General features: G+C 58.5%; 11 protein-coding genes. 5 read left to right on the top strand and 6 right to left on the bottom strand.

Translation table 11 applies throughout. From position 1 onward, the window contains the following. Positions 1-45 precede the first annotated feature (45 nt). Positions 46-1,476, top strand: coding sequence for an exodeoxyribonuclease I (gene sbcB / locus ABDX87_RS08265; protein WP_346832438.1), 1,431 nt, complete (start codon positions 46-48; stop codon positions 1,474-1,476). Positions 1,477-1,578: 102 nt separating this feature from the next. On the opposite strand, the gene mvaT is transcribed toward sbcB, so the two are convergent. Beyond that, positions 1,579-1,956, bottom strand: a complete 378-nt coding sequence (gene mvaT, locus ABDX87_RS08260; RefSeq protein ID WP_346832437.1) for a histone-like nucleoid-structuring protein MvaT — start codon at positions 1,954-1,956, stop codon at positions 1,579-1,581. A gap of 350 nt (positions 1,957-2,306) precedes the next feature. Here mvaT and purU point away from each other — a divergent pair, with 350 nt between their 5' ends. Next, the gene (gene purU / locus ABDX87_RS08255; protein WP_346832436.1) at positions 2,307-3,158 is read left to right on the top strand and encodes a formyltetrahydrofolate deformylase; all 852 of its coding nucleotides are present in this window, start codon (positions 2,307-2,309) and stop codon (positions 3,156-3,158) included. Between the two features lie 166 nt (positions 3,159-3,324). Continuing rightward, positions 3,325-3,516: a hypothetical protein gene (locus ABDX87_RS08250; RefSeq protein WP_346832435.1), complete on the top strand. Its 192-nt coding sequence runs from the start codon at positions 3,325-3,327 to the stop codon at positions 3,514-3,516. Here the strand turns inward: ABDX87_RS08250 and ABDX87_RS08245 are convergent. From ABDX87_RS08245 to ABDX87_RS08235, 3 genes are read right to left on the bottom strand one after another with little or no spacing between them, the layout of a single operon-like run. Next, entirely contained in the window at positions 3,493-4,488 is a 996-nt protein-coding gene (locus ABDX87_RS08245; RefSeq protein WP_346832434.1) for a lysylphosphatidylglycerol synthase transmembrane domain-containing protein, read from the bottom strand. The genes ABDX87_RS08250 and ABDX87_RS08245 overlap by 24 nt on opposite strands. Further along, entirely contained in the window at positions 4,485-5,264 is a 780-nt protein-coding gene (locus ABDX87_RS08240) for a polysaccharide deacetylase family protein (protein WP_346832433.1), read from the bottom strand. The genes ABDX87_RS08245 and ABDX87_RS08240 overlap by 4 nt, the downstream gene beginning before the upstream one ends. After that, positions 5,257-6,360 carry a glycosyltransferase family 4 protein gene (locus ABDX87_RS08235; RefSeq protein WP_346833462.1) on the bottom strand — a complete coding sequence of 368 codons (1,104 nt, stop codon included), beginning with the start codon at positions 6,358-6,360 and terminating at the stop codon, positions 5,257-5,259. The genes ABDX87_RS08240 and ABDX87_RS08235 overlap by 8 nt, the downstream gene beginning before the upstream one ends. 235 nt (positions 6,361-6,595) lie before the next feature. Between ABDX87_RS08235 and ABDX87_RS08230 the strand changes: the two genes are divergently transcribed. After that, entirely contained in the window at positions 6,596-8,086 is a 1,491-nt protein-coding gene (locus ABDX87_RS08230) for a helicase HerA-like domain-containing protein (RefSeq protein WP_346832432.1), read from the top strand. Positions 8,087-8,166: 80 nt separating this feature from the next. Here the strand turns inward: ABDX87_RS08230 and ABDX87_RS08225 are convergent, their stop codons facing one another. Further along, complete coding sequence (locus ABDX87_RS08225; RefSeq protein WP_346832431.1) at positions 8,167-9,639, bottom strand: inorganic phosphate transporter; 1,473 nt, start codon at positions 9,637-9,639, stop codon at positions 8,167-8,169. A 228-nt stretch (positions 9,640-9,867) separates the two neighbouring features. Further along, a complete protein-coding gene (locus ABDX87_RS08220) occupies positions 9,868-10,065 on the bottom strand; it encodes a hypothetical protein (RefSeq protein ID WP_062383732.1) in 198 nt (65 codons plus the stop codon). Positions 10,066-10,899: 834 nt separating this feature from the next. On the opposite strand from ABDX87_RS08220, the gene pcaR reads away from it, so the two are divergent. Next, a complete protein-coding gene (pcaR, locus tag ABDX87_RS08215; RefSeq protein ID WP_346833461.1) occupies positions 10,900-11,742 on the top strand; it encodes a pca regulon transcriptional regulator PcaR in 843 nt (280 codons plus the stop codon). The last annotated feature ends 121 nt before the right edge of the window (positions 11,743-11,863 follow it).

Here is an 11,863-nt window from a genome sequence, read left to right as displayed (position 1 = left end):
GTCCATCTGTTAGACTGGCCCGGTCTTTTGTTCAGGATCAGCCCCGTGACCTCCAGCATCTTCTGGTACGACTACGAAACCACCGGGATCAATCCGCGTAACGACCGTCCCCTTCAGATGGCGGGGATACGCACCGATGAGCAGCTCAACGAAATCGCCGACCCCGTCAATCTCTATTGCCAGCCGAGCGACGATATCCTGCCGCACCCGGCAGCCTGCCTGGTCACGGGCATCACCCCGGCCCGACTGGCGGAAAAGGGATTGTGTGAAGCGGATTTCATGACCCGCGTGCATGCCGAACTTTCAAAACCCGGTACGTGCGGGGCCGGTTACAACACGCTGCGTTTCGATGACGAGATGACGCGTTACAGCCTCTATCGCAACTTCTTCGACCCGTACGGGCGGGAGTGGCAGGGCGGTAACAGTCGCTGGGACCTGATCGATGTCGTGCGTACCGCGTATGCGCTTCGCCCCGAAGGTATTGTCTGGCCGGAAGAGGAGGGGCGCGTCACGCTGAAACTTGAACGTCTGACGGCAGCCAACGGCATTGACCATGGTCAGGCGCACGACGCGCTCTCCGATGTGCGTGCAACTATTGCACTCGCACGTTTGATTCGCGACAAACAACCCAAGCTGTACGACTATCTTTTCCAGTTGCGCAGCAAGCACAAGGTGCAGGAGCAGATTCGGTTGTTGCAGCCGCTGGTGCATATATCCGGTCGGTTTTCTGCAGCGCGAAGTTACGTGAGCGTCGTATTACCCTTGGCCTGGCATCCGACCAATCGCAATGCTCTGATTGTCTGCGACCTTTTTCATGACCACCGTCCGTTGCTGGACGAAGACGGCGAGACCTTGCGCCAGCGCTTATATACCCGTCGCGAAGATCTGGCGCAGGGGCAGTTGCCGGTGCCGCTCAAACTACTGCATATAAATAAATGCCCGGTCGTCGCGCCCTTGAGCGTCTTGCGTGAGGAAGATCGCCAGCGGTTGCAGTTGGACATGAGCGTCTTTAAAGAGCGTGTCTTGCGTCTGAACGAAGGGCAGGCGATCTGGCAGGAAAAGTTGAAAACGGTTTACGCCAGTGATGAATTCGCGGCGAGTGAAGACCCCGAGCAGCAGTTATATGACGGTTTTATCAACGACCGAGATCGTCGTCTTTGTGAGCAGGTCCGTATTGCGGAGCCGCAGCAACTGGGCAGCGAGTCCTGGCCTTTCGATGATCCTCGTCTCCCGGAGTTATTGTTCCGTTACCGTGCCCGAAACTTTGCCGAAACCCTGAACACTGAAGAGCAACAACGCTGGTTAAGCTTTTGCCGGTTGCGCCTCAGCGACCCGCAGGCCGGGGCGCCCAACACGTTGAAAGGCTTTACCAAGGCCTTGATCGCGCAGTCGCTCACCGCGACGCCCGAGCAACTCAAGGTGCTGAGCCAGTGGCAGGATTATTCGCTGCAACTTCAGCAACGAGTGGGCTTATAAATCACGGGCAGCCTTTTCGCGGCCAATAAAAAACGCCAGCATTTGCTGGCGTTTTTTTGAGTCGCACATCACTGCACAACAGCTATTGCACTACGCGGGTAATTAGCCCAGCAGAGTTGCCCAGCTTTCAACCTCGTCGCCGCCCCACTTGGCTTTCCACTCTTTCAGGGTTTTGTGGTTGCCGCCTTTGGTTTCGATGATTTCACCGTTGTGCGGATTCTTGTATTGCTTGACCTTGCGCGCGCGCTTGGTGCCGGCAGGTTTTACCGCGGCGCCGCGAGGAGCCTTCATTTTGGAATCCGGATCCAGCAGCGCGATGATGTCGCGCAGGGATTTCTGATATTCGCCCATCAGGGTGCGCAGTTTGCCTTCGAACTCAAGTTCCTTTTGCAGTTTGTCGTCTTGTTGCAGGTTTTGCAGACGCGCTTGCAGTTCTTTGATGGCTTCTTCTGTTGCGCGGTATTCGTTGATCAGGGACATGAGGGCTACCTGTGTTGTGATGAGCAGGGTGTAATGACGCAATAATAGTCACAGTGTTTGCGCAAGTAAACATTTAAGAAAAGTTTTATCTGTAGCATTTTGAAATAGCTGAGTGACATGCGTGTTCATGAAACAAATGTTATGTGGCCGGCTTTCAAAAGAATGCTGCTATTGACGGCCTTATCTGCGCGTTGTTAGGTCTGGAGGAGGGACGGCTCGGGAGCGGTGCCCCGTTACCGTTGATCGGCGGTGCTTTTTCACCCGATGAAATCAGTGTCATCGGAATACTGCAGAGTCGTCGGGTAGTCGCTAGAATAGCCGCCTTTGCGAAGTTCTGGAGTTTCCCCCTCATGCGCACTTTTCGTCTGGTCATCGCGTGCCCGGACCGTGTTGGCATCGTTGCCAAAGTCAGTAACTTTCTGGCGTCGTACAACGGCTGGATTACCGAAGCGAGCCATCACTCTGACAACCTCAGCGGCTGGTTTTTCATGCGTCACGAAATCCGTGCCGACACCCTGCCGTTCGACCTCGAGGGCTTCCGAGAGGCATTCACCCCCATCGCTGAAGAGTTCTCGATGGATTGGCGTATCACGGACTCCGATCAGAAAAAACGCGTCGTGCTGATGGCCAGCCGTGAATCGCACTGTCTGGCGGACTTGTTGCACCGCTGGCACAGCGATGAACTGGATTGCGAAATCGCCTGTGTGATTTCCAATCACCAGGACCTGCGCAGCATGGTCGAGTGGCACGACATTCCTTACTACCACGTGCCGGTCGATCCAAAAGACAAAGAGCCGGCCTTCGCTGAAGTTTCACGCCTGGTGAAACAGCACGAAGCCGATGTGGTGGTACTCGCCCGTTACATGCAGATCCTGCCGCCTGATCTGTGCCGCGAATATGCGCATCAGGTCATCAACATTCATCACAGCTTCCTGCCATCGTTCGTGGGCGCCAAGCCGTACCATCAAGCATCGCTGCGTGGCGTGAAGCTGATCGGTGCGACGTGCCATTACGTCACCGAAGAACTGGACGCTGGCCCGATCATCGAGCAGGACGTGGTGCGGGTCAGCCATCGCGACAGCATCGAGAACATGGTGCGTTTCGGTCGTGATGTCGAGAAGATGGTGTTGGCCCGTGGTCTGCGCGCGCACCTGGAAGACCGGGTTCTGGTGCATGACAACAAGACCGTGGTGTTCGACTGAGCCGGACGGTAGAGTCCAGCGATAGAGTTAGGGTTTAAACGCCAGATCTGTGGGGGCCAATTCATTCGCCATGCAAAGTGTCAGGCGACACAGCGCACTGGATGTATTGGCGTTTCGCGAATGAATTCGCCCCCACGGTCCATCCGTAGATCAGCGGAGCACAGCCATGACCGACCCACTCGACAAAGCCACCTCCAAAGCGCCGCCCACTCTGGGTGAGGGCTGCCTGAGCCGTTATGACCCCGATGCGCTGTCGCCCGAGGACGGCACCGAATTCGAGGGGGCCGCTCAGTTGTGGGACCAGATCAAGCCTGAAGAGCCGGATGACGAAGCTTCACGCAGCCTTGATCCGCAGTAGCTTCATCAACAAGGGGCGGCCCACCATCAGCAGAAACACCGGACCGCCCGCCACCAGATAGAAGTAGTACGTCACGATCCGCCAGATCAGAATCGCCGCGGCAGCGGTCGATTTGCCCACCATCGGCGCCAGCAGGGCCGCCGAGGTCAGTTCCGCAGCACCGGCGCCGCCGGGCGACAGGCTGAACTGGCCCGCGCTCAGCGACAACATTTGCACCAGAAATGTCCAGGCCCAGTCGATGTCCACGCCAAGCCCACGTAAAGCCAGGTACATCACGCTGTAGCGCAGGCTCCAGTGAACGCAGGTCAGCGCGAAGACCTTGAGCAGGATGCGGTGGGGCATTTTCCAGGTTTCAGCCAGCGCATCGCGAAAGTGCAACAGCTTGCGCGCCCAGCGAATGCGAGTGGTGTTCTTGCGCTTCAGACGTTTGAGCAGCTTGCCGTTCAGCAGAATGATGCGACGGTGATACCGTGCAAAACCCGCGCAGACACACAGGCCCGCGCCAATCAGCAGTGCGCTGGCTATGAGCATCCATTCAAGGTTCTCGCTGAGCTTGTGAAAGACGGCGTAAATCAGGATGCCGATCAGCGCGAACAGAAAGAACACCAGGTCGTTGAGTTGGTCCGTGGCGAACGCCGCCGTGCTCTTCGCCGGACCGATACCGCTGCGTGACAGCAGCGCCACCAGCGTCAGCGGCGCACCGCTGCCACCTGGCGTCGCGCAGTACGCGAATTCGGTGGCCATGACCACTGCCAGACTCTTGCGCATTCCCAGCCCGCCAGCGCTGTCGCCTAATAACAAGCGCAAACGCAGAGTGTTCATGCACCAGCCGACCAAGACCATGCCGAACATGCCGATCAGCAACGGGAGCGGAAAGTTGCGCAGGCGGTGAAACATGTCCGCGCCGCCCATGAAAAAAGGAATCAGAAGGGCAAGTACCAGGACCACCGCCAGCCAGACAAGTCGCTTCACGCGGCGGACCTGACAACGCTCTGACGTTGCAGCCAGGCAAACTTGGTCATGGGCGCGCGGCCATCTTCCAGCAGGCGCTCAAGCGTGTGCAGCCAGTACTGGCGAGAAAATTCATGGCGCATGTCCACGGGGTGCAGCCCCAGGCGAATGGTGATGGCGTTATGCAAATGAGCCTCGCGATGATCACTTATTATCTTCGACAGTCCGCGTCGCCAGGAACTGCGCGCGCTCCAGACAATACCCGGTGCGTCGATGGGGGAAAAGTCCGGCAGACGATACAGGTGTTGCGCATCACTGGTGTAGTCCAGTGGCAATTGGCGCAAGGCTGTTCGCGTGCCCTCGCTCATGAGCCATGCGGGCGAGACGAATCCGTGTAGCGGCCAGTCGTTGCGCTTGAACACCTCAATGCCCGCTTCCAGCCGTTGCAGCGCCTGAGGGTAATCGAGGGTGTAGAACTCGCCTTCCCACGTATAAATACGCCGCATGAAAAAATCGCGAGGAGTGCGAGGTGTGGGGCCGTCGTCGCAGTGGTAATAGCCGTGAAGCGCCAGTTCGTCACCCCGCGCCAGACGCGAGTGCATCAGGTGCTGAAAAGCCGGCGCTTTGTCGACCGGGTCCCCTCTGTGAAAGTCCGGCACGACCAGCCAGGTCATCGGAATATGACCCATCGCATCGACAGCGTCGACAAAGGGGCGATAGTCCGCCCAGGTCTGTGGAGCGACGTCATGCAGCACCAACACGACGCTGCGCTCTCGGGGCTTCAGGATCTCAACCATGGGCATAGGCCGTGGCGTGGTCGCTGACGGTGACGCCCAGTACCGAGGCGTAATGGCCCAGTAGGCCGGTTACGACGGTGGTCCAATCGTAATGTGCTTCGACGTGGCGGCGTGCCGCGAGCCTCATACCGGGCATGTCTTGCGTGAAGAGCTGCCGTACGGTTGCGGCCATGGAGGCTGCATGATTGGGCTCGCACAACAGGCCGCAGGTTTCGGGAATGATCTCGCGGAAAGCGCCCGCATCGACCGCTATCACGGGCGTCCCGCTGGCCATGGCTTCCAGAATCACCAGCCCGAACGTTTCTTGATCGCCAGCGTGCACCAACGCATCGGCGCTGGCCAACAGGCGGGCGACCTCTTCGGACGGCAGGAAATGATTCATCGTGCTCACGTTCTCGGGCACGTGGGTCGGCATGTGCGAGCCCACCAGCAACAGGTGATAACCCTCGCCGAGCAGCCTCATGCAGTCGAGCAGGACGGGGATGTTTTTCTCGCGCGAACCCCGTCCGGCAAACACCAGCAGGCGCGTTTCGTCGCGAAGGCCCAATGCCGACTTGAGTCGCGAATCACGACAGGCAGGATTGAACCGCTCCAGGTCAACGCCCAAAGGCTGCACATACACATTTCTGACCCCGAGCCGGGTGAGCTTTTCGGCCATGACTGCACTGGGCGCGAGGACGCGGTCGAAGTTGCCGTAGAGTTTGCTGACATAGGCCTCGACGTTAGTGCCCAGCCAAGTGCCGATGCGGTTGCTGACCAACAGCGGGAGATCGGAGTGGTAGAAACCGATGACCGGGACATCCAGTTGACGGCGGGCATCCAGCGCCGCCCATGCGGTGAGATACGGATCTCCGGCCTCGATAAGGTCGGGCTGAAGATCGCGCAGGGCATTTCGCCAGGGCGCTGCCCGCAATGGAAAGCGATAACCGTTGCCAAACGGAACGGGCGGAGCCGGCACGCTGTACACGCCGTCCTTGGAGCCGATGCCGGCGCCGGGAATTAAAAGGCTGTGTCGAACGTCGGGATAACCCGCCAACCGTCGGTGCTTGGCATCCAGATAAGTGCGCACGCCGCCGCTGGCAGGGGCGTAAAACATGGTCATGTCAGCGATGTGCACGGTTGCCTCCTTCCAGCGGTTTCGCGTCCTTGGTTGACCACTCTCAAGAATAGTTGTTCGTTCGGAAAACCGTTCCGCAAGGTCCGGCGCTGTGGGCATCTCGTGGCGTGAACTAGAGTGAAGAAGCCGACGCTGGTTGGCGATGTTCAATGCGGGCGAAGCTCGGTGAATCGCTTTGGCCTTATGCGAAAACAACCGACCTGAGGGGGATGACATGGCGGATTCTCAACACATTCTGATCGGCGCGGGCCTCGACGGTCAGCCGGTCGGCCAGGCGATGCGTCTGGCCAATCGTCACGGTCTGGTGGCTGGAGCGACAGGCACCGGGAAAACCGTGACCTTGCAGCGTCTGGCAGAAGTGTTCAGCGACGCCGGTGTCGCGGTGTTCGCTGCGGATATCAAGGGCGATCTTTGCGGGTTGGGCGCAGCGGGGAATCCGCAAGGCAAGGTGGCCGAGCGTATTGCCGGGATGCCCTGGCTGAATCACACGCCGCAGGCGTATCCAGTGACGTTGTGGGACGTACAGGGTCAGTCCGGTCATCCACTTCGTACGACGTTGTCTGAAATGGGACCGTTATTGCTTGGGAGCCTGCTGGAACTGACCGACAGTCAGCAGTCCGCCCTGTATGCAGCGTTCAAGGTCGCCGACCGCGAGGGGCTGTTGCTGCTGGATATCAAAGACCTCAAGGCGTTGCTCAACTATTTGCGTGATAACCCGCAGGCGTTGGGCGAAGACAGCGCGCTGATGACGACAGGTTCCAGTCAAGCGTTACTGCGTCGTCTGGCGGTGCTTGAGCAGCAGGGTGCCGAAGCGCTGTTCGGCGAACCGGCACTGCAACTCGAAGACATCCTGCAGCCCGCGAGCGATGGGCGAGGGCGTATTCATCTGCTGGATGCCAGCCGTCTGGTGCATGAAGCGCCGAAGGTCTACGCGACGTTTCTATTGTGGCTGCTGGCGGAGTTATTCGAGCAGCTTCCTGAGCGCGGCGACGCCGACAAACCGTTGCTGGCGCTGTTTTTCGACGAGGCCCATCTGCTGTTCGCCGATACGCCGAAGGCCTTGCAGGACCGGCTTGAACAGGTGGTCCGGCTGATTCGCTCCAAGGGCGTGGGCGTGTATTTCGTCACCCAGTCCCCCTCCGACCTGCCCGACACGATCCTTGCGCAACTCGGCTTGCGTATTCAGCACGGCTTGAGGGCCTTCACCAGCAAGGAGCAGAAATCCCTGAGAGCCGTGGCGGAAGGGTTTCGGCCCAACCCCGAATTCGACGCGCTGACAGTGTTGACCGAGTTGGGCATCGGTGAGGCGCTGGTGGGAACGCTGCAGGAGAAGGGCACGCCGGAAATGGTCAAGCGCGTGCTGGTTGCGCCGCCACAATCGAGGATAGGGCCGCTGAGCGATGCCGAGCGCGCGGCGTTGATTGCTCAATCACCGCTGGCCGGGCGTTACGACAAGGCGGTTGATCGCGAGTCGGCGTATGAAATGCTGCTGGCGAGGAAAGGGGCGGCACCCGAACCGGGGCAAGCGCCCGTTGCGGATGAGAAGGCAGAGGGCGGCTTTGCCGACATGGCCGGCGGTTTTCTGGGCGGGTTGGCAGGGCAGGCGGTCAAGAGTGCGATGCGTCAGGCTGCCAATCAGATTGGTCGCGAGCTGGTGCGAGGCTTGATGGGGTCGTTGCTGGGAGGGAGCAAGAGGCGACGTTGACGGCTGGCTTCAGGTTTTCATACGCCCAAAACAACGGTGCCCACTCAATGAGTGGGCACCGTCAGTCAAAGCAGCTGCGATCAAGCCAGCGCTTTGGACGCCAGCCAGAACAATCCAGCGGACAGTGCGACCGTCGCAGGCAGGGTCAGCACCCAGGCCAGCAGGATGTTGCGCACGGTGCCGCCTTGCAGGCCGCTCTTGTTCGCCACCATGGTCCCGGCCACGCCGGAAGACAGGATATGGGTCGTTGATACCGGCAGGCTGAAGACGTTGGCCAGCGCGATCGCGCTGGCGGTGGTGATCTGTGCCGACATGCCTTGTGCGTAAGTCATGCCCTGCTTGCCGATCTTCTCGCCAATGGTCAGCACCACACGTTTCCAGCCGACCATGGTGCCGATACCCAGCGCCAGTGCCACGGCGAAGATCACCCAGAACGGGGCGTATTCAGTGGTCGCGGTCAGGTCTTTGCGCAGTTTGTCCAGGTCGGATTTCTCACGGGCATCCAGCGCTGGCAGCTTGCTGACTTTGCGCGCGGTGTCATCCAGACACAGCAGGTAGCGACGAACCTCGATGCGATGCTCAGGCGCCAGACTGTGATAGTCGGTCACACCCTTGAGGTTGCTGAGCAGGGCATCGATGGTGGGTTCGGTTTGTTCCGGGTTGCAACTGAAGCGCTCGGGCAGGTCACCGCTCTTCGATTTGCCCAGGGCCAGAAACTCGCCGAGCGTCGCGTTGTTGCGCTGGTAAAACTGACTCAGGTGCAAAGTCGCGTCGCGGGTACGTTCGATCTGGTAGGTCGTGGTGCTCAAATCCAGTACGAACTGCGCAGGCACGATGCCGATCAGCACCAGCATGATCAGGCCGATGCCTTTCTGGCCGTCATTGGAGCCGTGCACGAAGCTGACCGCCATGGCCGAGATCACCAGCACCAGACGATTCCAGAACGGTGGGTGTTTCTTGTCGTCGAGCTTGCGGCGTTGTTCAGGCGTCTTGTGCATCTTCGACAATGGACGCCAGGTTTTAAGGCCGATCAGCACCAGCGCTGCGACGATGAAACCCATCAGCGGCGAGAACACAAGCGAGGCGCCAATATCGATCGCCTTCTGCCAGTTCACGCCTTCGCCCAGCGGAATGTGGTTGATCAGCGCGTTGGCCAGGCCCACGCCGAGAATCGACCCGATCAAGGTATGCGAACTGGAGGCTGGAATACCGAAGTACCACGTACCCAGATTCCAGGTGATCGCCGCCGCCAGCAACGAGAACACCATCGCCAGACCATGACCGGTATTGACGTTGATCAGCAACTCGACCGGCAGCAAGTGGACGATGGCATACGCCACGCCGACACCGCCGAGCAGTACCCCGAGAAAGTTGAACACACCCGAGAAAAATACCGCCAGATGAGGCGGCATGGCCTTGGTGTAAATGACTGTCGCCACCGCGTTGGCGGTGTCATGAAAGCCGTTGATGAACTCGAAGGTGAGGACAAAAGCCAAGGCGAGCAGCAGGCTCACAATCACCCAGGCATCCAGTCCGCTGAATAAATCGATCATGGAAGGTTTTCTGACCCGGTATTAAGGGGGCGGGATTATGACAGAAAAAAAACTAATCGATAGGCAAGCCGCCAATTGGTAGCAACCTGCAACGAAATTTCTGTCCTTCCACCCCGTTGACTTTCTGTAAGGAAGCAAAAACGCAGTAGCGCGCTTCAACCTTAGCTGAAACCGGGTAGGGTGAATCGGGTATCTGGGCGTTGCGTCAGCATCGACACTCGAACGGATTCAAGGCTCTTCTTTGAGCTCGTCTTCCATTTTCTGCAGTTCTTGCTTGAACGCCTGATCGAGCAAGCTGGCCCTTTTGCGCCAAGGCTTGCGTTCCGGTTCGGGCTGAGCGGCGTAGGTGGTGATTTCGCCACCGTAGACTTCCTTGTAACGTTGTTCCTGGCGCTCTAATTCTGCGCGCAGTTCATCTTTGGTCACGTTGTTACCTGATTGTGTCGAGTTTGATTCTGGTGATAACGCAGTGCCCGGAAGTGTTAAGGCCATTGACTGATCGACGGAAGATAAACGTTATCGATGAGTCGTGGTCGAGTGTATTAAACACTTCTGCCACCTGCGGCTACGCGCACCAGAACGACAAAGCTGTCGTAGCAACATTCATTTTTGGGTTGCCAGCGTTGCTGGCTAATCGACCAGGCTTCTGGCCTGCCTATCGCTGGGCAATGCACTCGGGTAGTGCATGCGGCTCGGGGATTGGATCCACGCCAGATTGGGCGGTGGACGTTACCTCGCGCCGTAGCGTTATAGAACGTCAATTACGGCGTACTATCTCCAAGAAGAACAAAAGAGTCAACTGTAGAGCGATCCACTATTCATATCCGAGGATAAATACTCTTTTCGTGTACGAAGGTTCCGAAGTTTGTGCGGGTAAAATTTATGTCAGAACTTTGTTATTCAAATCGTGGAATGGCGAGACAGAATTCTGGCGACGTAATTCCATGCTGATTCGATTGAGCCGATCAGTGTGAATGTATCGGGATTCATACATTGAAGATTTTGCGGGGAATGGAGGCAGAGACAAAAACGGCCTTGCGGTGAGCAAGGCCGTGCCTGGGACTTCTCAGTGGGTACCTGACCAGTATTTCCAAGAAGCCACATGGTGGCCTGTGAAAGGTATAAGCAACGGGGCGGCGGGTCAATTGCGATTATCGGCCAGTGGTTCGATAATCGCCCCGATCACCCTTGATGTCTCCGAAAAAAGAGGCGAGAGTGGCGCTAATGCAGGCCTGCGTGGCCACGACGAACGGTATCAAGATGAACGATCAACTGCGTAATTCCTTTGCCTCGCTGGCCCCGCCGATCGTGGCCTCCCCGGCCAAGCGTATTCAGGCCCTGACAGGTGATCCGGATTTTATGACGTCGCTGGCGCGTGGGCTGGCCGTCATTCAGGCATTCCAGGAGCGCAAGCGTCACCTGACCATCGCGCAGATCAGCCACCGCACCGAAATCCCCCGCGCCGCCGTGCGCCGCTGCCTTCATACGTTGATCAAGCTGGGCTACGCCACGACCGACGGCCGCACGTATTCCCTGCTGCCGAAAGTGCTGACCCTGGGCCACGCGTATCTGTCGTCGACGCCGCTGGCGGTTTCATCCCAGCCTTACCTGGACCGCATGAGCAATCAGTTGCACGAAGCCTGCAACATGGCCACGCTCGAGGGGGACGACATCCTTTATATAGCCCGTTCGGCGACCACCCAGCGGCTGATTTCCGTTGATTTGGCGGTGGGCGGTCGTTTACCGGCGTATTGCACGTCCATGGGCAGGATTCTTCTGGCCGCTCTGGACGACGTCTCGCTTCAGGAATACCTGGATCATGTTGACCTGCAGCCCAAAACCAGTCGCACGTTGCGCACGCCAGAAGCGTTGCTTGAGTGCCTGCAACAGGTTCGCCAGCAAGGCTGGTGCATTGTCGATCAGGAGCTGGAGCAGGGTCTGCGGTCGATCGCCGTCCCTGTGTATGACGCGTCGGGCCAGGTGTTGGCCGCGCTCAATGTCAGTACCAGCGCCGGACGCGTGACGCGCAACGAACTGGAGCAGAAGTTTCTGCCGATCATGCTCGATGCAAGCCGTGATCTGAGCACTCAGTTATTCACCTGATTAAGCCGTTTTCACTCTCCGTTCGATTATCGAACGGATAGTCGATTATCGGATTGTTCGGCTCCACGCTCAGGCATAACCTGAATCTCATCCCGGCACTGTTCGACGTGCCGTTAACCGA

Source organism: Pseudomonas abietaniphila (assembly GCF_039697315.1).
Classification (GTDB): Bacteria; Pseudomonadota; Gammaproteobacteria; order Pseudomonadales; family Pseudomonadaceae; genus Aquipseudomonas; species Aquipseudomonas abietaniphila_B.
The sequence above is the reverse complement of the archived record's forward strand: the minus strand, read 5'-3'. Positions and strand labels throughout refer to the sequence as shown.

Coding starts and splice junctions, on each gene's coding strand:
- mvaT (WP_346832437.1), bottom strand. CDS start 1,956: ATGTCCCTGATCAACGAATACCGCGCAACAGAAGAAGCCATCAAAGAA.
- purU (WP_346832436.1), top strand. CDS start 2,307: ATGCGCACTTTTCGTCTGGTCATCGCGTGCCCGGACCGTGTTGGCATC.
- ABDX87_RS08250 (WP_346832435.1), top strand. CDS start 3,325: ATGACCGACCCACTCGACAAAGCCACCTCCAAAGCGCCGCCCACTCTG.
- ABDX87_RS08240 (WP_346832433.1), bottom strand. CDS start 5,264: ATGGTTGAGATCCTGAAGCCCCGAGAGCGCAGCGTCGTGTTGGTGCTG.
- ABDX87_RS08235 (WP_346833462.1), bottom strand. CDS start 6,360: ATGTTTTACGCCCCTGCCAGCGGCGGCGTGCGCACTTATCTGGATGCC.
- ABDX87_RS08230 (WP_346832432.1), top strand. CDS start 6,596: ATGGCGGATTCTCAACACATTCTGATCGGCGCGGGCCTCGACGGTCAG.
- ABDX87_RS08225 (WP_346832431.1), bottom strand. CDS start 9,639: ATGATCGATTTATTCAGCGGACTGGATGCCTGGGTGATTGTGAGCCTG.
- pcaR (WP_346833461.1), top strand. CDS start 10,900: ATGAACGATCAACTGCGTAATTCCTTTGCCTCGCTGGCCCCGCCGATC.